General features: G+C 65.0%; 19 protein-coding genes and 2 pseudogenes. 9 read left to right on the top strand and 12 right to left on the bottom strand.

All coding sequences use genetic code 11. The features are described from left to right. Positions 1-12: 12 nt before the first annotated feature. A pseudogene (locus ACCQ04_RS05095) lies at positions 13-215 on the bottom strand (S46 family peptidase); the annotation flags it as partial. Between the two features lie 3 nt (positions 216-218). Then, on the bottom strand, positions 219-2,300 hold the full coding sequence (locus ACCQ04_RS05090; protein WP_372358697.1) for a phosphocholine-specific phospholipase C: 2,082 nt from the start codon (positions 2,298-2,300) through the stop codon (positions 219-221). 194 nt (positions 2,301-2,494) lie between these two features. Here ACCQ04_RS05090 and ACCQ04_RS05085 point away from each other — a divergent pair, with 194 nt between their 5' ends. After that, positions 2,495-4,840 (top strand): TonB-dependent receptor, encoded by a 2,346-nt coding sequence (locus ACCQ04_RS05085; RefSeq protein WP_226426751.1) that lies wholly within the window; start codon positions 2,495-2,497, stop codon positions 4,838-4,840. A gap of 373 nt (positions 4,841-5,213) precedes the next feature. Further along, positions 5,214-6,248, top strand: coding sequence for an L-threonine 3-dehydrogenase (gene tdh / locus ACCQ04_RS05080; RefSeq protein ID WP_172641694.1), 1,035 nt, complete (start codon positions 5,214-5,216; stop codon positions 6,246-6,248). A gap of 653 nt (positions 6,249-6,901) precedes the next feature. On the opposite strand, the gene ACCQ04_RS05075 is transcribed toward tdh, so the two are convergent. The 5 genes from ACCQ04_RS05075 to ACCQ04_RS05055 all read right to left on the bottom strand — a co-directional run bounded on the left by ACCQ04_RS05075 (position 6,902) and on the right by ACCQ04_RS05055 (position 11,873). Then, a complete protein-coding gene (locus ACCQ04_RS05075) occupies positions 6,902-7,618 on the bottom strand; it encodes a TorF family putative porin (RefSeq protein WP_039530470.1) in 717 nt (238 codons plus the stop codon). A 301-nt stretch (positions 7,619-7,919) separates the two neighbouring features. After that, positions 7,920-8,951 carry a sulfate/molybdate ABC transporter ATP-binding protein gene (locus ACCQ04_RS05070; RefSeq protein ID WP_016902217.1) on the bottom strand — a complete coding sequence of 344 codons (1,032 nt, stop codon included), beginning with the start codon at positions 8,949-8,951 and terminating at the stop codon, positions 7,920-7,922. A 7-nt stretch (positions 8,952-8,958) separates the two neighbouring features. Next, complete coding sequence (gene cysW / locus ACCQ04_RS05065; protein ID WP_226426752.1) at positions 8,959-9,912, bottom strand: sulfate ABC transporter permease subunit CysW; 954 nt, start codon at positions 9,910-9,912, stop codon at positions 8,959-8,961. Continuing rightward, entirely contained in the window at positions 9,909-10,769 is an 861-nt protein-coding gene (gene cysT / locus ACCQ04_RS05060; protein ID WP_046345821.1) for a sulfate ABC transporter permease subunit CysT, read from the bottom strand. Before cysT ends, cysW begins: the two co-directional genes overlap by 4 nt. A gap of 3 nt (positions 10,770-10,772) precedes the next feature. After that, entirely contained in the window at positions 10,773-11,873 is a 1,101-nt protein-coding gene (locus ACCQ04_RS05055; protein WP_104553636.1) for a sulfate ABC transporter substrate-binding protein, read from the bottom strand. Positions 11,874-11,962: 89 nt separating this feature from the next. Between ACCQ04_RS05055 and kbl the strand changes: the two genes are divergently transcribed. Together kbl and ACCQ04_RS05045 are read left to right on the top strand one after the other, a co-directional pair. Beyond that, the gene (gene kbl / locus ACCQ04_RS05050) at positions 11,963-13,171 is read left to right on the top strand and encodes a glycine C-acetyltransferase (protein ID WP_046345819.1); all 1,209 of its coding nucleotides are present in this window, start codon (positions 11,963-11,965) and stop codon (positions 13,169-13,171) included. Continuing rightward, positions 13,171-13,560, top strand: a complete 390-nt coding sequence (locus ACCQ04_RS05045; RefSeq protein WP_024938549.1) for a hypothetical protein — start codon at positions 13,171-13,173, stop codon at positions 13,558-13,560. The genes kbl and ACCQ04_RS05045 overlap by 1 nt, the downstream gene beginning before the upstream one ends. Here ACCQ04_RS05045 and ACCQ04_RS05040 read toward each other — a convergent pair. The 3 genes from ACCQ04_RS05040 to ACCQ04_RS05030 all read right to left on the bottom strand — a co-directional run bounded on the left by ACCQ04_RS05040 (position 13,514) and on the right by ACCQ04_RS05030 (position 16,189). Continuing rightward, positions 13,514-14,365: a pseudouridine synthase gene (locus ACCQ04_RS05040; RefSeq protein ID WP_102255752.1), complete on the bottom strand. Its 852-nt coding sequence runs from the start codon at positions 14,363-14,365 to the stop codon at positions 13,514-13,516. The genes ACCQ04_RS05045 and ACCQ04_RS05040 overlap by 47 nt on opposite strands. Positions 14,366-14,384: 19 nt before the next feature. Beyond that, on the bottom strand, positions 14,385-14,900 hold the full coding sequence (locus tag ACCQ04_RS05035) for a hypothetical protein (protein WP_024938551.1): 516 nt from the start codon (positions 14,898-14,900) through the stop codon (positions 14,385-14,387). A gap of 191 nt (positions 14,901-15,091) precedes the next feature. Further along, on the bottom strand, positions 15,092-16,189 hold the full coding sequence (locus ACCQ04_RS05030; RefSeq protein ID WP_024938552.1) for an OmpA family protein: 1,098 nt from the start codon (positions 16,187-16,189) through the stop codon (positions 15,092-15,094). Between the two features lie 416 nt (positions 16,190-16,605). Here ACCQ04_RS05030 and ACCQ04_RS05025 point away from each other — a divergent pair, with 416 nt between their 5' ends. The 5 genes and pseudogenes from ACCQ04_RS05025 to ACCQ04_RS05005 all read left to right on the top strand — a co-directional run bounded on the left by ACCQ04_RS05025 (position 16,606) and on the right by ACCQ04_RS05005 (position 23,141). Beyond that, complete coding sequence (locus ACCQ04_RS05025; protein WP_026064741.1) at positions 16,606-17,628, top strand: zinc-binding alcohol dehydrogenase family protein; 1,023 nt, start codon at positions 16,606-16,608, stop codon at positions 17,626-17,628. Between the two features lie 539 nt (positions 17,629-18,167). Continuing rightward, positions 18,168-20,207 carry an NADPH-dependent 2,4-dienoyl-CoA reductase gene (locus ACCQ04_RS05020; protein ID WP_226426753.1) on the top strand — a complete coding sequence of 680 codons (2,040 nt, stop codon included), beginning with the start codon at positions 18,168-18,170 and terminating at the stop codon, positions 20,205-20,207. Between the two features lie 325 nt (positions 20,208-20,532). Continuing rightward, a pseudogene (locus ACCQ04_RS05015) lies at positions 20,533-20,999 on the top strand (MFS transporter); the annotation flags it as partial. Between the two features lie 1,002 nt (positions 21,000-22,001). Continuing rightward, positions 22,002-22,463 (top strand): cell wall hydrolase, encoded by a 462-nt coding sequence (locus ACCQ04_RS05010; RefSeq protein ID WP_016905076.1) that lies wholly within the window; start codon positions 22,002-22,004, stop codon positions 22,461-22,463. A gap of 63 nt (positions 22,464-22,526) precedes the next feature. Beyond that, positions 22,527-23,141 carry a glutathione S-transferase family protein gene (locus ACCQ04_RS05005; protein WP_184611210.1) on the top strand — a complete coding sequence of 205 codons (615 nt, stop codon included), beginning with the start codon at positions 22,527-22,529 and terminating at the stop codon, positions 23,139-23,141. A gap of 80 nt (positions 23,142-23,221) precedes the next feature. On the opposite strand, the gene ACCQ04_RS05000 is transcribed toward ACCQ04_RS05005, so the two are convergent. Both ACCQ04_RS05000 and ACCQ04_RS04995 read right to left on the bottom strand, forming a co-directional pair. Continuing rightward, the gene (locus tag ACCQ04_RS05000; RefSeq protein WP_024938556.1) at positions 23,222-24,208 is read right to left on the bottom strand and encodes a malate dehydrogenase; all 987 of its coding nucleotides are present in this window, start codon (positions 24,206-24,208) and stop codon (positions 23,222-23,224) included. A 117-nt stretch (positions 24,209-24,325) separates the two neighbouring features. Continuing rightward, entirely contained in the window at positions 24,326-24,820 is a 495-nt protein-coding gene (locus ACCQ04_RS04995) for a peptidylprolyl isomerase (RefSeq protein ID WP_102252625.1), read from the bottom strand. Positions 24,821-24,987: the final 167 nt, after the last annotated feature.

The following is a 24,987-nucleotide window of genomic DNA, read 5'->3' as shown; positions in this document are numbered from 1 at the left end:
CGGCCGCCCGCGTCAGCGCATGTCGAGTTCCTGCAACAGCTGCGGTGCCGGAGCGGCTTCCGGCATGACCCATGGCAAATACCGGCTATCCACGGCGATCGTGCGGGTCATCGCCGGATCGAAGATCCCGTTGCAGCCCACCGACGCTGGGTTGCCGTCGAGGCCAGAACAACCCGCCTCCCCTGCGCGTCCATCACCGGTGCGCCCCCGGCGCCGGCTCAGGCGCGCCCGAATGCCGGATCGCTGCGGCTGGGCCTGCCGGTTTCCAGATGCCCGGCCAGGCGGCGGCGGAATGCCGCGCCCGGCTGTTCCAGCACCACGTCGTACCAGTGATCACTGGCAGCAAGCGCCAGACGCACGGTCTGGCGCTGACCTGCAGCCAGGTGCAGCGAGCGCGCGGTCGGGTCTGCGTAGTCCAGCGCGCGCAGTTGCAGCGTGCACGGCTGCTGCCCGGCATTGCCGATGTCCAGCACCAGCACCTCGCCGTCTTGCCGCGCCTCCAACCATGGCGCAGCCGATTGCGTCCCGGACGCAGCGAGGTCGCCGGCGAATTCGCGCAGGAAGCCATTGGGTCCATGCACGCTCAGCGCATAGCCGCCGTTGTGCGCAGCGCCGACCGGCACATCGTCGAGGCGGGTGCCGGGCAACACGGTGTAGTACCACGGGCCGCCGCTCGCAGCGCTGGTGTAGACGTTGAACGCGGCTGCCGCAGCGCCGCTGTTGACGAACTGCAGCTGCACGCCGCCGTCGCCCTGCTCGCGCGCATGCACCTGCAAGGCATACGGCAACGCGCGCGCCGGACGTTGTCCCGGCTCCTGCCGCGGCATGCTGGCCTGGGCCGGCGGCACCGGTAGCGGCTTGTTGCGCACCGCGGCGGTGCGCGCGCGGTAGTCGTCGACCGACGGCAATGCGCTGAGTGCCGAATCGTCCGGCTTGCGGAAATCGAACACGCTGGTCAGATCGCCGCTGACCGCGCGACGCCACGGGCTGATGTTCGGCTCGGCCACACCAAAGCGGCGTTCCAGCAAGCGCAGCACCGAGGTGTGATCGAACACCTGCGAATTGACCCAGCCGCCGCGCGTCCAGGGCGAGATCACCAGCATCGGCACGCGGATACCCAGCCCCATCGGCACGCCCTCGTACACCTCCCCGCGCGTCTCGACATTGCTGCGCCCCATGCGCGCATCCAAAGCCGGCAGCGCTGCGGGCACGTGATCAAAGAAGCCGTCGTTCTCGTCGTAGTTGATGATCAGCGCGGTCTTCGCCCACACCTGCGGATTGGCGGTGAGCGCATCGATCAGGCGCGCCACCAGCGATTCGCCATAGGCCGGCGGCGCTTCCGGATGCTCGCAGTACGCGGTGGGCGGCACGATCCAGGACACCTGCGGCAAGCGATCGGCCTGCACGTCGGCGGCGATTGCAGCGATCAGATGCTCGGCCTGCGTGGTGGCGGCATTGTCTGCAGTGGACCCGGGCACGCAGGCACGTGCGCGTCGATAGCGTTCGTCGCTTGGGTGCAGATCGCGGTAGTGCGAAAAATACGCCAGCGAGTTGCAGCCGAAGTTGTCGTACTCCTGGTACACGCGCCAGTCCACACCTGCGGCCTGCAGGCGCTGCGCATAGGTGGTCCAGTCCATCGCCGCATAACCGGGCTTGTCGCGCGCCATGTCGGCAGTCCAGTTGCCGTCGTCGGCATTGGTCACCGCCTGCGCGCCGAGATTGCCCACGCTCGGGCCGCTGGTGCCGGTGAACAGGTACATGCGATTGGGATTGGTCGGCCCGTGCAACGAACAGAAATAGCCATCGCAAATGGTGAACGCATCGGCCAGTGCGTGGTAGTACGGGATGTCGTGACGCTGGAAATATCCCATCGTCAATTCGCCCTTGTACGGCACCCAGGCGTCGTACTCGGCCCAGCGCGCCGGGTCCTGCCCGTGGCCGGCTTTCCACGAGTGATCCAGGCTCTTGATCAACGGTGCGCAGGTGTCTTGCGAATCGAAGGCGAACGGCAGCAGGCGACGACCATCGGCGGCCGGCTGGCTCCATACCGGGTGACCGTCGCGCAGCTGCAACGGACGCGGATCGCCGAAGCCGCGCACGCCGCGCAGCGCACCGAAGTAATGATCGAAGGAGCGGTTTTCCTGCATCAAGATCACCACGTGTTCGATGTCGCGCAGCGTGCCGGTGCGCGAGTTGGCCGGCAGCGCGAGTGCGCGGCCGATCGAGGACGGCATGGCGCCGGCGGCGGTCAGCGCGGCGACGCGCTTGAGGAAATCGCGGCGCGAGGGGGAGGACGTCATGGCTACGGAACCTGCAGGAAATACGTGTACGTCGCCGCGCAGTGCGGCTGGGTACGACACGTATAGCGGGCAAGCACGACAGTTTTGCGACAGCCACCGTCATCAATGTTTCATACGTCGTTGACACCCTGCGTCGCGAAACGCCGGTCCTGCACCGCGCGTTGCCCTCAGCCGTGCTCGAACAGGATTCCCCCATGACTTCCGCTCGCCGTTTTCATGTCACTCCGCTGGCGCTTGCCCTGGCCGCGCTGCTCCCCGCCATCGCCTCTGCTGCCACACCGGCGGCCGATCCGATTGCCGGTGCAAATGCGCCGGTAGCCGATGCCCCGGCCAGCGTTGCCGATGCCGCCACCAACGCCACCCAGCTGGATGCGATCAACGTGGTGTCGCAAGGCAGCACCCGCCAGGTCCAGCGCATCAGCCGGCAGGACATCGAGCAGCTGACCCCGGGCAGCAGCGCCTTCAAGGCAGTGGAAAAACTGCCGGGCGTGCAGTTCCAGTCGGCCGATCCGTTCGGCACCTACGAGTGGTCCTCGCAGGTCACCCTGCACGGCTTCGATCAGAGCCGGCTGGGTTACACGCTCGATGGCATTCCGCTCGGCAACATGAGCTACGGCGTCACCAACGGCCTGCACATCACCCGCGCCATCATTTCGGAAAACCTCGGCTCGGTGGAAATCGCGCAAGGCGCCGGTGCGCTGGGCACTGCGTCCAACACCAACCTTGGCGGCACCATGCAGTTCTACTCCGCCGACCCGCAGAGCACGCCGGGCCTGCGCCTGGTGCAGACGGTCGGCAGCGATGCCACGCGCCGCACCTTCGTGCGCGGCGACACCGGCGATCGCAACGGCTTGTCGGCGTACCTGTCCTATGCCAATGCCAGCACCGACAAATGGAAGGGCTTCGGCGACCAGCAGTCCGAGCAGGCCAACCTCAAGACCGTCTACCAGTGGGGCGACGGCAACCGTCTGAGCCTGTTCGTGGATACCTCGCGGCGCAAGGAATACGACTACATGGACCTGTCGTTGACCAGCCAGCGCGCACTGGGCTGGGACTACGACTACCTGCAGCCGGATTGGGCCACCGCCGTGCAGATGGCGCGTGCGTATCAGAACACCGGGGCCACCAGCGGCGTGGCCAACGGCTATCCGCAATCGCTGGCCGGGCTGCCGGACGATTACAGCTGGCTCGATGCCAGCTACTACGCTGGTGGCGGCCTGCGCCGCGACAACCTGGCCGGGCTGTCGGGCACGTTCGTGTTCGGCGGCGCCACCCTGGATGCCACCGGCTACTACCACGGCAATCGTGGCGAAGGTCAGTGGGTGACGCCGTATGTACGCACCTCTGCGCAGGTGCCGCTGTCAATGCGCACCACCGACTACGGGCTGGATCGTTTCGGCGGCACCAGCGCCTTGAAATGGGCGTGGGGCAACCACGATGTGGAAGTGGGCCTGTGGGCGGAAAACGCACGCACCACGCAGCAGCGCAACTACTTCGCGCTCGGCAATGAAGGCTATACCTCGCTGTACAACGTGTATGAAGCGCAGACCCCATTCCGTCGCGATTTCCTGCAGCGCTACACCACCCAGACCCGCATGCTGTACCTGCAGGACACCGTGCGCCTGCTCGACGATCGGCTGACCCTCAACTACGGCGCGAAGGCGCTCAGCACCACCACGCGCGCGCAATCGCTGGTGCCGACCACCGCACTGGCACAGGGCCGCATCCGCGCCGAAGACAACTTCCTGCCGCAGGTCGGCGTGAACTACAAGCTGGACGAGCGCCAGGACCTGTACGCCTCCTACAGCAAGAACATCGCCGCGTTCGGCTTCACTCCGTTCGGCACCTCGCAGGCGGCCTTTGACCGCAGCCGTTCCACGCTGGAACCGGAGGAATCACAGACCGTGCAGGTGGGTTACCGCGTGCAGGATGCGCAGTTCCAGCTGTCGGCCGATGCCTACTTCACCAAGTTCTCCAACCGCTTGTTGACCACCTCGCCGTGTACCGCCGTGCAGACCTGCGCGGCGATCCTGAGCAACGTCGGCGCCGTGCATAGCGCGGGTGCCGATCTGGCCTTGATGTGGCGCCCGGTGGAGGGCCTGAGCTGGTTGAACTCGCTGTCGTGGAACCGCTCGCGCTACCAGGACGATTACCTCAACAACGGCGTGGTCGCCACCTCCGGCAAGGACGTGGTTGGTATCCCCGCGTTGATGTTCTCCTCCAGCGCCAGCTACCAGCTCGGCAACCTGCGCCTGGATCTGGACGGCAAGTACGTCGACAAGCGCTACATCACCTTCCTCAACGATTCGCAGGTGCCCTCGTACTGGCTGTTCAATGCCGGCGCGCGCTACGACTTCGGTCGCGTGGGCGGGGTGGCCGATGTGGCGTTGGCGCTCAACATCACCAACCTCACCGACAAGCGCTATTTCGCCAGCACCGGCACCAACGGCTATGTCGCCTCCGATCCGGATGGCTACAACCAGACCATGGTGGTCGGCGCACCGCGGCAGTACTTCATGAGTCTGGATGTGAAGTTCTGAGTCTTCTCGCCCTTCCCCTCGGGCGAGAAGACACGGCTTGCGCACCCAGGCGCGCGTGCTTTGGAGCGTCCCGCCGCGGGTGCGGGCAGGGGCGCGGAGCGGAGGCGTTGAGGGTGAGAGTGAGGGTGACGCCGATCATTCACCCTGGCGACGCGTGGCGACGCGCCTGCCATCGCAGGCGGCGACAGATCTCTGAGGCGCCCCTTCATCCGGCGCTGCGCGCCACCTTCTCCCGAGGGGAAACGGACGGCACCGGCCCTACCCCGCCATGAACCGGGTCAGCCGACATCACTCACTTCCCGCACCGCCGCATGGCCCCGACCTCGCGCCGCATATAATCGCCGTCTTACTTTCACTCAGCAGGTCCCGCCAGATGGCGCAGACGATGAAGGCGCTGGTCAAGCGCGAAGCAAACAAGGGCATCTGGCTGGAACAGGTCGCCGTTCCCAGCCCCGGCCCCAACGAGGTGCTGATCAAGCTGGAAAAGACCGCAATCTGCGGCACCGACCTGCATATCTACCTATGGGACGAGTGGAGCCAGCGCACCATCAAGCCCGGCCTGACCATCGGCCATGAGTTCGTCGGCCGCGTGGCCGAGCTCGGTTCGGCGGTGACCGGCTACCAGGTCGGCCAACGCGTGTCGGCCGAAGGCCACATCGTCTGCGGACATTGCCGCAACTGCCGTGGCGGCCGCCCGCACCTGTGCCCCAACACGGTCGGCATCGGCGTCAATGTCAACGGCGCCTTCGCCGAGTACATGGTGATGCCGGCCAGCAACCTGTGGCCGATCCCCGACCAGATTCCCTCGGAGCTGGCCGCGTTCTTCGACCCTTACGGCAACGCCGCGCACTGCGCGCTGGAATTCGATGTGATCGGCGAGGACGTGCTGATCACCGGCGCCGGACCGATCGGCATCATTGCCGCCGGCATCTGCAAGCACATTGGTGCGCGCAACGTGGTGGTCACCGACGTCAACGACTTCCGCCTCAAGCTGGCGGCCGACATGGGCGCCACGCGCGTGGTCAACGTGTCCAAGACCTCGCTCAAGGAGGTCATGGCCGACCTGCACATGGAAGGCTTCGACGTGGGCCTGGAAATGAGCGGCAACCCGCGCGCCTTCAACGACATGCTCGATTGCATGTACCACGGCGGCAAGATCGCCATGCTCGGCATCATGCCGCGCGGCGCCGGTTGCGACTGGGACAAGATCATTTTCAAGGGCCTCACCGTGCAGGGCATCTACGGCCGCAAGATGTACGAGACCTGGTACAAGATGACGCAACTGGTGTTGTCGGGTTTCCCGCTACACAAGGTGCTGACCCACCAATTGCCGATCGACGATTTCCAGAAGGGCTTCGACCTGATGGAAGAAGGCAAGGCCGGCAAGGTCGTGTTGAGCTGGAACTGATCGGCCAATACGCTTCAACGCAAAAGGCGCCGCAAGGCGCCTTTTGCATGTCCATCTTCAGAGCACTGGCTACGCAGCAGGCAAAACTCACTGGTTGAGGGCGCGGCGCCTTTGCCGCTCGCGGGACACGCGGTGAATTCATCCATGCAGGCGCCTTGGCGGCATCCATCCATGCTGCCAAGGGTTCCGCAACCGGCAAGGACACCGCACCAGAGAAATAGTCTGTGACCGCATAAGAAAACGCTTCGCCCAACCTACATTGGATATTGAGCCTGCACACCATTGTCGAACAGCGCGCACCAAGCACTGCTCCTACCGTGCGCACCGACCATCTCGACTGGTCCTTGCCCGCTCACCGTCGCGGGACCTTACGCGGCATGGATGCCGCGTAAGAGCCTACAGGGACGTCCTTGCGGCGTGTCCTGCGAGGGTGGACGGGCAAGGGCCCTGCAGCCACGCAGCAGATCAGCCGCTCCGCAAGTGATCCATCCACACGATGCATCGCTCAAAGACAAAACAAACGAGATTTGAGCCTCGGTGTCCTTCAAATTTAGACACTGAAGAACCCGGGCATCAACTCTTGTTGCCGCCCACCACTACCACTGCACGGCCGAGTCGTTAGAGCCGCCGTTCAAGCGATTGCCATCACGGCATCACGGCCAGGTGACCGTCGCAGTCGCAACCAGATGGTTCTGCGAATTCTGCCGACCGAAGCCGAATTCCGCCGCCTCGCTGGTGTCGTAGTAGCCAACGCTCAGGCCCAGCGGACCGAAGGCCTTGCCGACATTCACGCCGAAGTCGTTGTAGTCGTGGTCCACCTGACTCAGCGACGAGGTATAGACGCTGTGCCCCGCATGCGCGCCGAAGGTGAAGTCGTAGGGTAGCGACCAGTTGGCATCCAGCGCGTAGTAGTAGCCATCGGTCTTGGTGCCGTAGAGATCGTTGGTGTAGGCAACGGTGAGGCTATAGGTTTTCAGAAACGTGGTCTTGGTGATCAACTCGGCGTAATTGGACGCGCCCGCTCCCAGATACTGGTAGCGATTGACCATCACATCGAAATTGAAATTGGTGCCCAGATCGGTGTTGTAGCCGACAAAGCCATCCACTTCCCAATCCGGATCGCCGGCGCCGTAGTCGACGTTGGACGTCCAGGTGCCGATGTACAGGCCGAATGGTGTCTTGTAGGTGAGTCCGGCCTGGAAGGCGGGCTCTTCATTGGTCTGCGAAATACCGCGGAACAGATAGTCACTGGTCACCGCAAAGGTGCCGCTGAAGGGAGAAGCGGGGGCTTCTTCGTCCTGCGCCTGTGCCAACGGCACCACACCGAGCAACAGCAACGACAGACAACACGCGAGCGAGGACGGCTTCATGGACATCTCCTGGAACGATGGGCGGTCGGATTGCGCAAGGCGGGCCTGCCATGACTTCTTAGTCCAACTGTCATTGCAGCGCAACATACACGTCGCGCTCGCTTGACCCAGCGCACACGCTCGAGCGCAGATGACGCTGGTCAGCGTTCTGTCTCATCGACCGCCGGCGCGGAATCTTGATGGGCCGGGAGTGGAGATTGGGAGTTAGGAATTCGCAACAGCAATGCGCACCGCTGCCGACCACTAGTTCCAATTCCCTATTCCCGATTCACCATTCCTGGCTGGCGCCAGCCAGCCCAAATCAGACCGGAAACACACCGTAATGCCGCGCGGCCAGCCGCAGCTGTTGCCCGGGCTGAAAGCTGCCCGCCGATGCCGGCAGCTCCACTTCCACCTCGTTGCCTGCCGGCTCCAGCGTTGCACGCAGACGCAGACGCGCCCCGCTGCGCTGGGACCAGGCCACCGTGGCCGGCCAGCCGGCATCGTCCGGCACCAGATCTTCCGGCCGCACGTAAACCTCTACCGGGCCGGCCGCCAGCGCGGCATTCGCCGCCGGCAAGGCATGCCCGGCGACTTGAATCTGGCCTTGCGCCAGCACGCCGGGAATACGGTTCACCGCTCCCACGAAGGAGTACACGAACGGCGAGGCCGGCTTGTCGTAGATCATCGCCGGCGTGTCGAGCTGCTCGATGCGGCCACGGTTGAGGATCGCCACCCGGTCGGCCAACTCCAGCGCTTCTTCCTGATCGTGGGTGACGAACACCGTGGTCAGGCCGGTCCGTTCGTGCAGCTCGCGCAGCCAGCGGCGCAGATCGCGGCGCACCTGCGCATCCAGCGCACCGAACGGCTCGTCCAGCAGCAGCACGCGAGGCTCGATCGCCAACGCACGCGCCAGCGCCACACGCTGCCGCTGGCCGCCGGACAGCTGGGTGGGGTAGCGCTGCTCCAGGCCCTGCAACTGCACCAGCGCCAGCAGCTCCTCCACCCGTGCGCGGATACGCGCTTCGGCCCAGCGCTCGTTGCCGCGCCGCACCCGCAGGCCGAAGGCGATGTTCTCGAACACGTCCATATGCTTGAACAGCGCGTAGTGCTGGAACACGAAGCCGACCCGGCGCGACTGCACGCTCATGCGTGTGGCGTCTTCGTCGCCGAACAGCACCTGCCCGCCATCGGCATGCTCCAGCCCGGCCATGATCCGCAGCAGGGTGGTCTTGCCCGAACCGGACGGGCCCAGCAAGGCCAGCAACTCGCCCTGGCGCACGTCCAGGGTAATGTCGTCCAGCGCGGTGAACGTATCGAACTGCTTGCGCAGGCGGTGGATGCGGATGCCCATGTTCACCTCAATGTCGGTGGTTGGCGGCGAGCGAATCGCCGTGCCGCCATTCCAGGTACGTCTTCAGCGCCAGCGTCAGCAGCGCGGTCAGTGCCAGCAACGAGGCACACGCGAACGCGGCGCTATAGGCGTATTCGTTGTAGAGAATTTCCACATGCAGGGGCAGCGTGTTGGTGCGCCCGCGGATATGCCCGGACACCACCGACACCGCACCGAACTCACCCATCGCACGCGCTGCGCACAGCAACACGCCGTACAGCAGGCCCCAGCGGATGTTCGGCAGGGTCACCCGCCAGAACATCTGCCAGCCGTTCGCGCCCAGGCTCAAGGCGGCCAGTTCTTCATCGCTGCCCTGCTGCTCCATCAACGGCATCAGCTCGCGCGCGATGAAAGGAAAGGTGACGAAGGTCGTCGCCAGCACGATGCCGGGCAACGCAAACACGATGCGCGGCAACTGGATCAGCAACTCGCCAAAAAACGGCAACTGCAGTCGCCAGCCTTCGTCGATCAACGGCCACGCCCAGCCGCTGCGGCCGAAAATGAGCACGAAGATCAGGCCCGCCACCACCGGTGACACCGAGAACGGCAGGTCGATCAGGCTGATCAGCAAGCGCTTGCCGGGGAATTGGTGCTTGCTGACAGCCCACGCCGCCGCCACGCCGAACACCAGGTTCAGCGGCACCACGATGGCAGTGACGATCAGGGTCAGCTTGATCGCCGACAATGCATCCGGGTCGACGATCGCGCGCAGAAAGGTCTCCCAGCCGCCGCGCAGCGCCTCGGCAAACACCAGCACCAGCGGCAGCAGCAGGAACGCCAGCAGGAACAGCAGCGCCCCCGCAATCATCAACCACTGCACCCAACGCGGCTCGTTGGTGGCCGAGTCGGTGATGCGGCGGGCCTGTTCGGTCATTTGGCGGGTGTGCAACATGGCAGGCAGCGGCGAAACAGCATCGTTCATGCAGTCCTCCGTTGATAGCGCAGCAGGCGTGCCTGCAGCGTATTGACCACCAGCAGGATCACGAACGACAGCAGCAGCATCGCCGCGGCAATCGCGGTGGCGCCGGCATAGTCGAATTCCTCCAGCCGGATGGTGATCAGCAGCGGCGCGATCTCGGTCGAATTGGGCAGGTTGCCGGCGATGAAGATCACCGAGCCGTACTCACCCACACCACGCGCGAAGGCCAGCGCAAACCCGGTCAGGACTGCCGGCCAGAGCCCAGGCAGCACCACTCGCCACACTGTCTGCCAGCGCGATGCGCCCAGCGTGGCCGCGGCCGCTTCCAGCTCGCGCTCGCTCTCGGCCAGCACCGGCTGCACCACCCGTACCACGAACGGCAACCCGACGAACACCAGCGCCAGCACGATGCCCAACTGCGTGTAGGCCACCTTGATGCCGATCGCCTCCAGCCAGCGCCCGACCCAGCCGTTGCCGCCGTACAACGCGGTCAGCGCGATGCCGGCCACCGCGGTCGGCAATGCGAACGGCAGGTCGATCACCGCATCGAACAGGCGCTTGCCTGGAAAGTTGTAGCGCACGAACACCCAGGCCACCCAGGTGCCCATCACCGCATTGAAGGCGCCGGCCGCGAACGCGGTGCCGAAGCTCACCCGCAGCGCCGACAGCACGCGCGGCTCGCTCCACACCCGCCACAGCCCATCCCAGCCCAGCCCGCTGGTCTTGATGAAGATGCCCAGCAGCGGGATCAGCACGATCAGTCCCAGCCAGGTCAGCGTGATTCCAAGACTCAAGCCCAGCCCCGGCATCACGCGTCGGCGCGGTGACGGCGCTGGGTGGGGTGCAACCGACATCGGCATCGCCTATTTTTTTGCCTGGATCTGATCGAACACGCCACCGTCGGCGAAGTGTTCCTGCTGCGCCTTGTCCCACGACCCGAACGCGTCCTGGATGGTTACCAGCTTGATGTCCGGGAACCGTGCCAGGTCGGCAGGGTCGGCAAATTCCGGATGGCGCGGCCGATAGAAATGCTTGGCCGCCAGCTTCTGCCCTTCCGGCGCATACAGGTAACGCAGATAGGCCTCGGCCACCTCGCGGGTGCCGTGCTTGTCGACATTCTTGTCGACCAGCGCCACCGACGGCTCGGCCAGGATCGACAGCTTGGGCACCACGATCTCGAACTTGTCCTTGCCCAGCTCTTCGCGCGCCAGCAGCGCCTCGTTTTCCCAGGCCAGCAGCACATCGCCGATGCCACGCTGCACGAACGTGGTGGTGGCGCCGCGCGCACCGGTATCGAGCACCGGCACGTTGCGGAACAGCGCCTGCATGTAGCGCAAGATGCGCTCGCGGTCGCCCTTGAAGATATGGTCGGCGTAGGCCCAGGCGGCCAGGTAATTCCAGCGCGCGCCACCGGAGGTCTTGGGGTTGGGCGTCACCACCGCCACGCCGGAGCGCAGCAGGTCCGGCCAATCGTGGATGTTCTTCGGGTTGCCCTTGCGCACCAGGAACACGATCGTCGAGGTGTACGGCGCGCTGTTGTCGGGCAGGCGCTTTTCCCAGTCACTGTCGATCAGCTTGGCCTTCTCGGCGATCGCATCGACGTCGTAGGCCAGCGCCAGCGTGACCACATCGGCCTCGATGCCGTCGATCACCGCCCTTGCCTGTTTGCCGGAGCCGCCATGCGAGGTCTCCACCGTGACGGTGTCCTGCGGATGCTGCTGCTTCCACTGCGCGGCGAAGGCGCTGTTGTAGTCGCGGTAGAACTCGCGGGTGGGGTCGTAACTGACATTGAGCAGGCCGATGTCGCGCGCGCCAGCCGGGCCGGCCAGGACCAGCAGGCTGCACAACACGGTCGCCATAAGACGGAAGCGGGGGTGGGTCACAGCAATCTCCAAACCGTTGGGGCGCAGCTGAACAGCAAGCATGCCATGCTGCGCAGCGGCACGCAGGCGGTGAAATGACATCAAGGCCGCACCTTATGCCGATTTTGCATGACGTAGTGGTATGCCACCGTGATCGTTAAAATCATGCGTCTCTTGCCACTGCGACCGCCATGACCAACGCTCCTGCTGCGCTGACCGCCCATTACGCCGCCGAACTGGAAACCATCCAGTCCCAGGGCCTGTTCAAGTCCGAGCGCATCATCACCGGCCCGCAGTCGGCGCGGATCACCCTGGCCGATGGCCGCAGCGTGCTCAACTTCTGCGCCAACAACTATCTGGGCCTGGCCGACCACCCGGACATCATCCAGGCCGCCAAGGACGCGCTGGATACGCACGGCTTCGGCATGGCCTCGGTGCGCTTCATCTGTGGCACCCAGGACCTGCACAAGCAGCTCGAGCGCACCATCGCCGATTTCTTCGGCACCGAGGACACCATCCTCTACGCCGCCTGTTTCGATGCCAACGGCGGCCTGTTCGAACCGCTGCTCGGCGAAGCGGACGCGATCATTTCCGACGCGCTCAACCACGCCTCCATCATCGACGGCGTGCGCCTGTGCAAGGCCAAGCGCTTCCGCTACGCCAACTGCGACATGGCCGATCTGGAAGCGCAGCTGCAGGCCGCCGATGCGGCCGGCTGCAAGACCAAGCTGATCACCAGCGACGGCGTGTTCTCGATGGACGGCTTCATCGCCCCGCTGGACGAGATCACCGCCCTCGCCCGCAAATACAACGCGCTGGTGCATATCGACGAATGCCATGCCACCGGCTTTCTCGGCGCCAGCGGCCGCGGCTCGGCCGAGGTCAAGGGCGTGCTGGACCAGATCGACATCATCACCGGCACGCTGGGCAAGGCGATGGGCGGCGCCCTGGGCGGCTTCACCACCGCCAAGCGCGAAGTCATCGAACTGCTGCGCCAGCGCTCGCGCCCATACCTGTTTTCCAACTCGCTGCCGCCGCATGTGGTGGCTGCCGGCATCAAGGCCTTCCAGATGCTGGAAGCCGCCGGCGAGCTGCGCACGCAGCTGGTCGACAACACCCGCTACTTCCGCGAGCGCATGACCGCTGCCGGCTTCGACCTCAAGCCGGGCGTGCACCCGATCAGCCCGGTAATGCTCTACGACGCGCCGCTGGCGCAAAAATTCGCCGAGCGGCTGCTGGAAGAAGGCATCTACGCGATCGGCTTCTTCTTCCCGGTGGTGCCCAAGGGCCAGGCGCGTATCCGCACCCAGATCAGCGCCGCGCACACCCGCGAGCAGCTGGATCAGGCGATCGACGCGTTCATCAAGATCGGCCGCGAACTGGACGTCATCCAGCACTGATGCGCTCGGTGCTGCGCCAACGGCTGCTGCTCGCGGCGCAGACCGATACCCAGGCGCAGCTGTTGGATGGCAACTGGGAAACCCGCTGCCTACATTGCCGTCGGCGCCTGCAACTGCGCGCCGATGGCGAACCGCTCGGGCACACCACGCTGGAACACGTGGTCCCGCAGGCCTGGTTCGGCCGTCGCGCGGCGGCGGCCCTGTGTGCGCTGGTCGGCGACGATGCCAATGCAGCGCGCAATCTCGCCCTGGCCTGTGCCGGCTGCAATCATGCCAAGGGCCGACGCCACGATGCCAACGGTGCCGGCGACGCCCGCGCCGTCGAGGTGGTGAGCGCCTTGCTCAGCGCGCGTCTGGCGCGCTGGCGGGAGCCGCCGTCAGCGCACTGACTTCCGCTGGGCTGAGCATCCGCCACGCACCCTTGCCCAGCTCGCCCATCGCCAGCGAGCCGATCGCCACCCGCACCAACCGAAGCACGCCGATCTCCACCGCGGCCAACAAGCGGCGGATCTGCCGATTGCGGCCTTCGTCCAGCACGATCTCCAGCCACGCATTGCGCTCGCCTTCGCGCAGCACGCCGACCCGCTTGGCGCGCAGCAGTACGCCCTCGCCGTCCGGATCGGGATCGACCACGCCGGCCTGCAGCTGCGCCAGTTGCGCAGCGCTCGGGCGGCAATCGATCTGCACATGATAGGTCTTGTCCGGCCCGGTCATCGGGTCGGTCACCGTGGCGGCCCATTGCGGATCGTTGCTGAAGAGCAGCAGGCCTTCGCTGGCCTTGTCCAGGCGCCCGACCGGGGCGATCCACGGCAAGCCGGCACCATCAAAGCAGCGATACACCGTGTCCCTGCCCTGCTCGTCGCGCGCGGTGGTGACCACGCCACGCGGCTTGTTGAGCATCAGGTAGCAACGCGCCGGGCCGGCCAATGGCTGTCCGTCGACGCAGATGGTGGAGTGCTGATCAGCGCGGATCGGATATTCGGGATCGCGTATTACGCGCGCGGCCACGCTGACCCGCCCGTCGGCGACCCAGCGCGCCGCTTCGGTACGCGAACACACGCCCAGTTTGGACAGCACGCGCGCCAGCCCGTGGCGTGGCGCGGTGGTCGCAGTGGTCGTACCGGAGGCGCGCGATGCGCCCGCCGGACCACGCGTGCGCTGCCGGGACGTCGCCGGCGCAGGCCGCCGGGTCATGCCGTCCCGACCGCGTTGCTTACTTGTTTTCGACCGACTTGGCGTCGGCCGCAGGCGTTGCGGTTGCGGCAGCAGCCGGAGCCGGCGCAGCCACCGGGCGTGCCTTGACCACACGCACGCCGCGCGCCTTCATCCAGGCATCGAATTCTTCGGCGGTCATGCGCTTGCCGTTCTGGCTCATGTCAAAGCGCCACGGCGTGTTGTCGAACGCGGTGGTGGCCTTGTAGGCGGCCGGATCGTTCGGATTGACGGTGCCGCCGGGCGGAATGACCTTGGCCAGATCCTGGCAGCCTTCCACGCGCAGACGCAGCAGCACGCGGTCCACCGACTGCTCGGTGGTGTAAGGCTGTGCCAGCACGCCGGTGGGCATGCCCAGCTGCACGCTACGGGTGTAGAACTCGGCGGCCGCCGGCGCAATGACGGTGGCGGGCAACGGCAGCGGCTGGGACACCGTGCTGCCGGCGCAGTTCGGAGCGGCGTAGGCGGCGGGAATCAAGGCGAGACAAAGCAATCCAGCCGTAGCGGTACGCAGCATCGGGTTCTTCCAATTATGAGTGTGGTGTTGACGCGGCGAGTGTAGGCAGCGATGAACGCCGTTTCAACCGGAAACGTGCCTGGATGGCAACGCAGACAGGATTTGCACCGTCCAGGCGCAGGTTTCGCGGTCCCCACAAAGACAAAACCCGGCGCAAGGCCGGGTTTTGTATGCAACAGCTAGCGGTCCAATTAGTTCTGGACGTTCAGCTCGGTACGACGGTTCTTCGCACGGCCTTCCGGATTGTCGGAACCATCCGGGTTGGTGTTCGGAGCAATCGGACGGCTCTCGCCGTAGCCGATCGGACCAACCAGACGCGACGCATCAACGCCGTTCTTGGTCAGGTAGTCGTACACGGTGGTCGCACGACGCTCGGACAGCTTCTGGTTGTACTCGTCGGTACCCTTCGAGTCGGTGTGACCAGCAACCTCAACCTTCAGGTCGGGGTAACGCTTCAGGATCTCGGTCGCTTCGCTCAGGATCGAGACGGCGTCCGGACGCAGGGTCGACTTGTTGAAGTCGAAGTTCACGCCCTTCAGATCGATCGACACAGGCACCGGGCAACCGTCCGGACCGATGGTCTGGCCAGGCTGCGAAGCCGGGCACTTGTCGTCGCAGTTGTTGACGCCGTCACCGTCGTCATCCAGGTCTGCGCAGCTCGGAGCAACCGGAGCCGGAGCCGGCGGCGGAGCGGTCGACGGAGCCGGTCCCAACGGGATCACGACGCCGACCGAAGCCAGCACGTCGCCGAACCAGTCTTCCTGCGGAGCAGCAACGCTCTGGTCGTTGAAGTCAGCGCGGTAGGCCAACTCGGCACGCACGGCGACGCGCTTGTCGAAGGTGGTCTGCAGACCGACACCAGCCTTGGCGGCAAAGTTGCCGTCCTTCTGCTGGCCCGGCGAAACCGGGTTCGGGGTCGCGTCGAATTCTTCTTCCGAACGCTGGTAGCCCAGACCGAACAGCAGGTAGGGGTTCCAGCCGCGGCCTTCCTGGATGAAGTGGCGACGCAGGTCGAACGAGATGCCGTACTGGCTCCAGTTCTGATCCTGGTTGGCATCGAAGTTCGGGTTCTGATAGTTCAGCTCGCCGTCGATCGACCAGTTCGGGCTGACGAACTTGCCCAGACCCAGGGTGACGAACGGGGCATCATTGGTCAGACGATCGCTGTCCTGGAAGTTGAAGCCAGCGCTACCGGTCAGGTACCAACGGTCATCGAACTCCTGCGCGGAAGCAGCCTGGGCAACCGCCAGACCGCCGAGCAACGCGGCAGTGAGAATTTTCTTGTTCATGTGTATACAGCTCCTTCTTTGGGAGATAAAACCGATAGAGGCGTTGTTCTTGGTAAAGATGCTCGTCACATCCAGAGCCATCGGGGCGCAGATTAAGCCGGCTTCAGTGAAGATCGCGTTAACGGTCATATAACATGTGAAAGCAATCACCAGGGCCGGCGATCCCTTTCAATACTACGTATACAGTTTCATGAAGGGAAGGACCGCGCACTCAGTTTGCACATTCGACCTGCATGAACCGCAGCCCAATTAAGCCAGTTGAATACGCTGGCGGATCCACCTTTCCGGCGGGCTGCACAGTGATGCGAAAACCACATTGGTGAACGCCAGGCCCCGTCCGAGCTGAATTGTGGGGTCAGTGGTTGCGGCGCGACAGCTTCACAACGCACCCTGAACTCCCCACATGGAGCGACCCGATGAAAGCTGTCGTCATCACCCGTCATCTTCCAATCGACGATCCCGCCGCACTGCTTGACATGGAACTTCCGGCCCCGTCGGCTCCTTCGGGGTATGACTTATTGGTTCGCGTCGAGGCGATCTCGGTCAATCCGGTCGACACCAAGGTGCGTGCACCCAAGCCACAGACGCTGGATGCGCCGAAGATCCTGGGCTACGACGCGGCCGGCGTCGTCGAAGCGGTAGGCCCCGAGGTCACCGCGTTCGCGGTCGGCGACGAGGTGTATTACGCGGGCGACATCGGCCGACCGGGCAGCAATGCGCAATACCAATTGGTCGATGCGCGCATCGCCGGCTGCAAGCCCACCTCGCTCAGCTTCGCCCAGGCCGCGGCTCTGCCGCTGACCACGTTGACCGCCTGGGAGCTGCTGTTCCAGCGCATGCCGTTCTCTTTCGACGGCGCGCGCAATCGCGGCAAGCACGTGTTGATCATCGGTGGCGCGGGCGGCGTGGGCTCGATCGCGATCCAGCTGGCGCGACATGCCGGCTTCAGCGTGATCGCCACCGCCTCGCGGCCGGAAACCATCGAATGGGTGCGACAGATGGGCGCCCAGCATGTGATCGACCATCACCAACCGCTGCAGCCGCAGTTGCAGGCCTTGGGAATGCAGAGCGTGGACGCCGCACTCAACCTGGCCGACACCGACCGCTACTGGGAGCAACTGGGCGAGATCCTGGCACCGCAGGGGCATGTGGGCTTGATCGTGGAGCCGCGCGGCCCGCTGTCGATCGGCGATCCCTACAAAGCCAAGTGCATCGGCATCCACTGGGAGCTGATGTTCACCCGTGCCCGCTACGCAACCGAGGACATGGTCGAGCAACACCGCATCCTCAACCGTGCCGCCAGCTTGATCGATGCGGGCGAATTGCGCACCACCCATACCGAAACGCTGTCGCCGATCAATGCGCAGCAATTGCGCGAGGCGCACCGACGGCTGGAAAGCGGCAGCACGATCGGCAAGCTGGTACTGGCGGGTTGGTGATCGCCGTTACCGCTTGAGTCCGGCTGCCGCAGCGGGCACGGGCCGTTGGCTTGCAGAGGAAGAAGGCAGCACGGCCCCAGCGCGCGCACGTGACCCAGCGGCAAGGCGGGAGGGCACCCTGATCGTGCGGTCCGCCTCGCTGCTGGGGCGCAGGCCCGATCGCAGAGCCGTTTCCTGTAATGCGAGGCGATCTGTTCCGCGGCAGCGGCGCGGGCGGATCAGCCCCGCTCGACAGAGACTCGCCCCCGCGACCCGCGCGGCGCTGGAGCGCGGCCGCCCAGCTGACAGCACTGATCAAGAAGTCGGCAAGTGCGGCTCGAGTCTCAGCCAGCCAGCGGGCCAGCAGGGGCGTCTTCTTCGCGCCATTGGTTGCGCTTGGCAGACATGGGCGCCTCCACTGAGATACGGCCCGATGTGCAGGCCAACCGTACCGCCCTCCCCTCCGAAACCGCCGATTGCGCCGTACAGGCGGGTCAAGACTTGCCGCCAGGCCCGTTTGCCTGCATCGTGCGCACTCCGTACGCCAGCGTATCCACACCATGTCGCCCGCCACCGGCCCGTCCGTCTCGTCCTACCCGCACCTGTTCGCACCGCTCGATCTGGGATTCACGCAACTGCGCAACCGCGTCCTGATGGGCTCGATGCACACCGGTCTGGAAGACCGGGCGCGCGATTTCCCCAAACTGGCCGCGTATTTCGCCGAGCGCGCTGCCGGCGGGGTCGGCTTGATCGTCACCGGCGGCTTTTCGCCGAACGTGGTGGGCTGGCTCAAGCCGTTCGGCGGCAAGCTGTCGTGGCCGTGGGAGGTGCGCCCGCATCGTCAGGTCACCCGGGCGGTGCATGCGCACGGGGCGAAGATCTGCCTGCAGCTGCTGCATGCCGGGCGCTACGCCTATCACCCCCTGTCGGTGGCACCGTCCAGGCTCAAGGCGCCGATCAACCCGTTCACCCCACGCGCGCTATCGGCACGTGCGGTGGATCGTCAGGTCGCCGCCTACGCGCGTGCGGCGCGGCTGGCCCGCGACGCCGGCTACGACGGCGTGGAGGTGATGGGATCGGAAGGCTATCTGATCAACGAATTCACCGCTGCGCGCACCAACCAGCGCAACGATGCCTGGGGTGGCGATGCGACCAAGCGCATGCGCTTTGCGGTGGAGATCGTGCGACGCATCCGCGAGGCGTGCGGGCCGGACTTCATCATCATCTACCGGCTGTCGCTGGTGGACCTGGTCGAAGGCGGCAACCAGTGGCAGGACATCCTGACGCAGGCGCAGGCGATCGAAGCGGCGGGCGCGACCATCATCAATTCCGGTATCGGCTGGCACGAGGCACGCATCCCGACCATCGCCACCTCGGTACCGCGCGCCGCATTTGCCGGTGTGACCGCCAAGCTCAAGCCGCACCTGCGTATTCCGGTGGTGGCCACCAACCGCATCAACATGCCCGAAGTGGCCGAGCGCATCCTGGCCGACGGCGCCGCCGACATGGTGTCGCTGGCGCGCCCGCTGCTGGCCGACCCGCAGTGGGCCAACAAGGCACGCACCGGCCAGTCGCACGCCATCAATACCTGCATCGCCTGCAATCAGGCCTGCCTGGATCATGTGTTCGACAACAAGCTGGCGAGCTGCCTGGTCAACCCGCGCGCAGCGCACGAAACCGAACTGATCTACGCACCGACACCCAATCCCAGGCGTATTGCGGTGGTCGGTGCCGGCCCGGCCGGCCTGGCCTGCGCGACGGTGGCCGCCGAGCGCGGCCATCGCGTCACCTTGTTCGATGCGGGCGATGCAATCGGTGGGCAATTCAATGTCGCCAGGCGCATCCCGGGCAAGGAAGAATTCAACGAGACGCTGCGCTACTTCGGCCACCGCATCGATGCGACCGGGGTGCAGCTGCGCCTGAATACCCGGGTCGAAGCGGCAGACCTGAAAGACTTCGACGAGATTGTGCTGGCCACCGGCATCGAGCCGCGCAAGGTGGACTTCCCCGGCGCCGATCACCCGATGGTCGTGAGCTATCTGGACGTGGTGCTGGGCCGCCATGTCGCTGCCAACAAGGTCGCGATCATCGGGGCCGGCGGGATTGGCTTCGATGTCGGCGAATTTCTCGTGCACACAGGGCCATCGCCGTCGCTGGACCCTGCACGCTGGATGGCCGAATGGGGCGTGGACCCCAGCTTCGAAACGGCTGGGGCATTGGCCAGGCCGCAACCCGAGCACCCGGCCCGCCAGGTCTGGCTGCTGCAGCGCAGCCCCGGCAGACCCGGCGCGCGCCTGGGCAAGACCACCGGCTGGATCCACCGCGCCACGCTCAAGGCCAAGGGGGTCAAGATGCTGGGCGGCGTGGAATATCTGGGCGTGGACGACGCCGGACTGCGGATCCGCGTGGACGGCGCCGAACAAGTGCTCGATGTCGGCACGGTAGTAGTCTGCGCCGGGCAGGAACCGCGCCGCGACCTGCTGGCCGCGCTGCAGGCCAACGGGCAGCAACCGCATCTGATCGGCGGTGCGGATGTCGCCGCCGAACTGGACGCCAAGCGTGCGATCGATCAGGCCTGCCGACTGGCGGCGAAGTTGTAACACGCGTTGCCGCAATGCGCTGAACGTCACAGCAGCCTGAGCGCGATACCCGCACCAACCTCTTTGCGAGCGTCATGGAGCGGGGCTGGCGCGACGTCAACGCCGGTGGCGGCGGTGATGAAGCGATGACCGGTTCACCCATGAGATGCCGGCGCCGGAATCCATATGCGCCGGATCGATGCAGGCGCTAACGCTGCCATCGACCTGGCGCCCAACCCCGTGAGCGCCGCTGATCGGTGCAGCGCAGTCCATTCTTTTTCCTGTCGCAGCTCGGCGATAAACCGGGCATGCCCGCGACGCCGACTACATCGCTGCATCGCATCCACTTCCCGCCGATGTCCGCCTGATCAGCGTATTGCTGCTCAGCCTGCCCTTCCGCGCCGCTTATGCAGTCGGCGACGTCGCACAGAACACCTTGCTGGGATTGGGCCACTGGTCCTGGCGTGGCACGCGCGGCGTCAGTGCGCTGCGTCCGATCGGCAGCGGGCTGGCCGCGCTCTTGGTCAGCGCCGCGATCAGCCTGGTTCTGAAGGCGGCACGCCTGCCGCCGCGTCGACTGCGTTGATGGTGGTCGCTTTGGTCAGCAGTATTGCCGTGCTGTCGGCATGGTGGTTACGCAACGCATTGCAGCCTTACGCGCATACGGCTGCCACGACTGCATCGCCACTAGCTGCGCTGAAGTGGCGGCGCGATCAGTTGCTGCCCTTGGCGGTCATCGCAGCACTGGCCCTGACATTGCCGACGCTCACCAAATTGGCTCCGTATCTGGCGCAGTTGCGTACCGGCTCGTCTGCTCGTCTGCTCGTCTGCATGTCTGCATGTCTGCATGTCTGCATGAGATTGTTTCGCACCATGTTGAACTTGATGCGTGTGATTCAACACGCCTGATGCGTTCGAACATGTGCACTGCGAATAGCAACAGCGTTAGCAAGCGCGCACTGCGATTGCCGCATGGCCAACGCCGCTGTGCCACCGATACCGTCGAAGGAATCGTGATCGATGATTTTGACGATCTCGGCTGCATATCGTCGCAGCCACTACAAGCCGTTTAAAATTCCGCTGACGCATTTGTGCACGATGCATATGCAAGCCTGGCGCGCGACTTGGTGATGCGATGCGAGGGCCAATACCGTCGTGGCGCTTCGTGTTCACTCGCCACCATCAACGCGCATCGAGCACCTCGGACGCCTCCTCTAGTGATTACAACACCGCGTTCTACGATGCACATGCGAGCGCTCGATGCATGATCCGGACAGCATCAAGCACCATGCACTGAAAGCTCCTTTATGCACCCCGCGTTCGCATCTCGACACATCCCCGCTGCAGTAGGAAGCGGCGATACGCAAGCACATCCCTCAGTGACGATGACGTGTAGCGCAGACTGCAGATGGCATTGCATGCATAGCCTAAGTGCAACGCATTGCACGTCTCGAGCCATTGCGCAGGCGCAACAGCGCACGCGCACCGTATCGAGATCTGTTGCGGCATCCACTGTCGCCAGCGCGATGCGACGCACACGACGGATGCGTCGCGCTGGTGTCATCGAACCAAGCCGCAGACGCAGCAAGCAATCACACCCGTCAACCCCGCCTATTCAGCCGCGATTCTGTGATCGACGCCTACCTTGCGCCAACTTTTTGACCCGCCGCATTTGGCGGGCACCTCCGGTAGATCTTCTTTCGCCGGAGACCGGGCGACCCGTGGCAGGTCGCCTCCCCATGACGCCAAGCCCTCTGTACTGGTGCATCCACCTTGGATGCTCTGCGGATCGGCCCATACGGAGCAAGGAGTTATATGAAACTGGTTTGGATACTTTGGCTGTCGCAGTTGTTGCCGCAGCCGGCTGCAGATTCGTTGTGCTTGAGCACCACCGTGTACCTGGAAGCGCGTGATCAGACCTTGCGCGGCCAGCAAGCCGTCGCCGAAGTTGCGTTGCGTCGGCTGGACAGCGGCTTGTGGGGCGACTCGATGTGTCAGGTGGTCACTGCACGCAAGCAGTTCGCGCCCACCATCGTGGCTCCGGGGACGCAGCTGAAAAACGACGATGCCTGGAACAAGGCGCTGGATGTGGCACTGGCTGCAGAGCGCAACTGGGCGCTGCCGGTGGGGCAACGCAAGGAAATCGTGCCGGGCGCCAGTCACTTTGCCGCAAGCGCGATCGCAAGCCCGAGCTGGCGTAATGCCTATCAGGTGGCCACCATCGGCGACCACACGTTCTATCGCGTACAGAAGCTGCGCCCGCGCACCGCATCCTGACGCTGCCCACGCACTCACGCGTTGCCGCTAAGCTTGCGTCTTCGTTCTTGTGCGGAAATTCTCATGAAGCTGTACACCAAGCCGGGCGCATGTTCGCTGGCAGATCACATCGTGCTGCGCTGGTCGGGGCTGCCCTTCGATCTGCAGGTGGTCGACGCCGCCACGATGAAATCCCCCGAATATCTGCGCCTCAACCCGGCCGGTGCTGTGCCGCTGTTGGTCGTCGACGACTGGGCACTGACCCAGAACGCCGCCATCCTCAACTACATCGCCGACATTGCGCCGCTCACCGGTCTATCCGGCGATGGCACCGCGCGCAGCCGCGCAGAGATCAATCGCTGGATCGCCTTCGCCAATGCGGATGTGCATCCGGCCTTCAAGCCGATCTTCGGCAGCACCGCCTATCTGCAGGACGACGCGCTGATTGCGCGCAGCCATGACGACGCACGCAGCAAGCTGCGCAGCTTGTACGAACGTGTCGACACGCATCTGCAGGGACGCAACTGGCTGGCAGGCGACACCCACACCGGCGCCGATGCGTATCTGTTCGTAACGCTGCGATGGGCGCAGAAGGTGGGCGTGGACCTCAGTGGCCTAAGCGCGGTAGATGCATTCGTGCAGCGCATGCTGGACGATGCCGATGTGCAGGCCGCACTGCAGGCCGAAGGCCTGGCCTGAGCCGGGAGCATCGCACAAGCGCCACATAAAAAACGCCGGGCATTGCCCGGCGTTTTCGTTACAACAGCAAGGCGAGAAACTCAGCCCAGCAGATGCGACACGCCGCTGCGCTCTTCTTCCAGCTCGGCCAGGGTCTTGTCGATGTACTTCTGGCTGAAGTCGTCGATCGGCAGATCCTTGACCAGGGTGTACTCGCCGTTGGCGGTGGTCACCGGGAAGCCGAAGATCACGCCTTCCGGGATGCCGTAGGAGCCGTCGGACGGCACGCCCATCGTCACCCACTTGCCGTTGCTGCCCAGCACCCAGTCACGCACGTGATCGATGGCTGCGTTGGCGGCCGACGCAGCCGAGGACAGGCCGCGCGCTTCGATGATCGCGGCGCCGCGCTTGCCCACGGTCGGGATGAAGGTGGACGCGTTCCATTCCTGGTCGTTGATCGCATCGCCGATGGACGCGCCATCGGCGGTGGCGAAACGGTAATCCGGGTACATGGTCGGGCTGTGGTTGCCCCAGACCACCAGCTTCTCGATGCCGCCGACCGGCTTGCCGAGCTTCTGCGACAGCTGGCTGAGCGCACGGTTGTGGTCCAGACGCAGCATGGCGGTGAAATTCTTCGGGTTCAGATCCGGCGCCGACTTCATCGCGATGTACGCATTGGTGTTGGCCGGGTTACCGACCACCAGCACCTTGACGTCACGCTTGGCGACCTTGTTCAACGCCGCGCCCTGCGCGGTGAAGATCTTGGCGTTTTCCAGCAGCAGGTCCTTGCGCTCCATGCCCGGGCCGCGCGGACGCGCACCGACCAGCAGGGCGACGTCGATGTCCTTGAACGCCACTTCGGCGTCGTCGGTGCCGACCACACCGGCCAGCAGCGGGAATGCGCAGTCTTCCAGCTCCATGATCACGCCCTTGAGCGCGGCCTGGGCCTTTTCATTGGACAGTTCCAGCAATTGCAGGATCACCGGCTGATCCTTGCCCAGCATTTCGCCGGAGGCGATGCGGAACAGCAGGGCATAGCCGATCTGGCCGGCAGCGCCGGTCACGGCAACACGAACAGGTGCTTTCATGGGGAGTTTCCTCTGCTAAAAAACATGGGTGGAGGTGCACGCTGGCGTGGCGCAGGGCCTGGCGGCGCGCAGTGACAGACGAACGGCCGCACCGGGCGGCCGTTCGGGGGAAAGACATCAGGCGGCGAGGATCTTGTTCCACTCCGCGACACGGTCGGCCTTGGCGGCCAGCACGGCGTCGGTATCGCCTTCGATCGTCACCTTGTTGATCACATCGCCCTGGGCGACGGCATCGACCACGTCCAGGCCCTGGGTGACCTTGCCGAACACGGTGTGCTTGCCGTCCAGCCACGGGGTGGCGGTGTGGGTGATGAAGAACTGGCTGCCGTTGGTGTTGGGGCCGGCATTGGCCATGGACAGCACGCCGCGCTCGTGGCCGACGCCGTTGTTGGCTTCATCCTCGAAACGGTAGCCCGGACCGCCGCGGCCGGAGCCTTCCGGGCAGCCGCCCTGGATCATGAAGTCGGCGATGACGCGGTGGAAGCTCAGGCCGTCGTAGAAGCCGCGCTGGACCAGGTTGACGAAGTTGGCAACGGTCAACGGGGCCTTGTCGGCGAACAGCTCGACCGCGATCGGGCCGCGGGTGGTGTCGAAATGGGCAATCAGGGACATGGAAATCCTTGCAGGTTTCAGGGTGTATGACAGCCCATTAGAATACACCCGGGCGTGCAGGCGGCCGTGCAGGTTGGACCATCGTCGGGGGTGTCCGGGCTAGCTGAATGGGCGTTTTGGACCGCTCGGCGGCCGAACGCAACGGCACGGCAACGAAACCGCTATAA

This window comes from Xanthomonas sp. NCPPB 2866 (genome assembly GCF_041475745.2).
GTDB classification, from domain to species: Bacteria; Pseudomonadota; Gammaproteobacteria; order Xanthomonadales; family Xanthomonadaceae; genus Xanthomonas; species Xanthomonas arboricola.
This window is presented reverse-complemented; position numbering and strand designations above follow the sequence as displayed.

Excerpts from the sequence above, each read along its gene's own strand:
- ACCQ04_RS05090 (WP_372358697.1), bottom strand. The coding sequence starts at position 2,300 with ATGACGTCCTCCCCCTCGCGCCGCGATTTCCTCAAGCGCGTCGCCGCG.
- ACCQ04_RS05085 (WP_226426751.1), top strand. The coding sequence starts at position 2,495 with ATGACTTCCGCTCGCCGTTTTCATGTCACTCCGCTGGCGCTTGCCCTG.
- tdh (WP_172641694.1), top strand. The coding sequence starts at position 5,214 with ATGGCGCAGACGATGAAGGCGCTGGTCAAGCGCGAAGCAAACAAGGGC.
- ACCQ04_RS05075 (WP_039530470.1), bottom strand. The coding sequence starts at position 7,618 with ATGAAGCCGTCCTCGCTCGCGTGTTGTCTGTCGTTGCTGTTGCTCGGT.
- ACCQ04_RS05070 (WP_016902217.1), bottom strand. The coding sequence starts at position 8,951 with ATGGGCATCCGCATCCACCGCCTGCGCAAGCAGTTCGATACGTTCACC.
- cysW (WP_226426752.1), bottom strand. The coding sequence starts at position 9,912 with ATGAACGATGCTGTTTCGCCGCTGCCTGCCATGTTGCACACCCGCCAA.
- cysT (WP_046345821.1), bottom strand. The coding sequence starts at position 10,769 with ATGCCGATGTCGGTTGCACCCCACCCAGCGCCGTCACCGCGCCGACGC.
- ACCQ04_RS05055 (WP_104553636.1), bottom strand. The coding sequence starts at position 11,873 with ATGTCATTTCACCGCCTGCGTGCCGCTGCGCAGCATGGCATGCTTGCT.
- kbl (WP_046345819.1), top strand. The coding sequence starts at position 11,963 with ATGACCAACGCTCCTGCTGCGCTGACCGCCCATTACGCCGCCGAACTG.
- ACCQ04_RS05045 (WP_024938549.1), top strand. The coding sequence starts at position 13,171 with ATGCGCTCGGTGCTGCGCCAACGGCTGCTGCTCGCGGCGCAGACCGAT.
- ACCQ04_RS05040 (WP_102255752.1), bottom strand. The coding sequence starts at position 14,365 with ATGACCCGGCGGCCTGCGCCGGCGACGTCCCGGCAGCGCACGCGTGGT.
- ACCQ04_RS05035 (WP_024938551.1), bottom strand. The coding sequence starts at position 14,900 with ATGCTGCGTACCGCTACGGCTGGATTGCTTTGTCTCGCCTTGATTCCC.
- ACCQ04_RS05030 (WP_024938552.1), bottom strand. The coding sequence starts at position 16,189 with ATGAACAAGAAAATTCTCACTGCCGCGTTGCTCGGCGGTCTGGCGGTT.
- ACCQ04_RS05025 (WP_026064741.1), top strand. The coding sequence starts at position 16,606 with ATGAAAGCTGTCGTCATCACCCGTCATCTTCCAATCGACGATCCCGCC.
- ACCQ04_RS05020 (WP_226426753.1), top strand. The coding sequence starts at position 18,168 with ATGTCGCCCGCCACCGGCCCGTCCGTCTCGTCCTACCCGCACCTGTTC.
- ACCQ04_RS05010 (WP_016905076.1), top strand. The coding sequence starts at position 22,002 with ATGAAACTGGTTTGGATACTTTGGCTGTCGCAGTTGTTGCCGCAGCCG.
- ACCQ04_RS05005 (WP_184611210.1), top strand. The coding sequence starts at position 22,527 with ATGAAGCTGTACACCAAGCCGGGCGCATGTTCGCTGGCAGATCACATC.
- ACCQ04_RS05000 (WP_024938556.1), bottom strand. The coding sequence starts at position 24,208 with ATGAAAGCACCTGTTCGTGTTGCCGTGACCGGCGCTGCCGGCCAGATC.
- ACCQ04_RS04995 (WP_102252625.1), bottom strand. The coding sequence starts at position 24,820 with ATGTCCCTGATTGCCCATTTCGACACCACCCGCGGCCCGATCGCGGTC.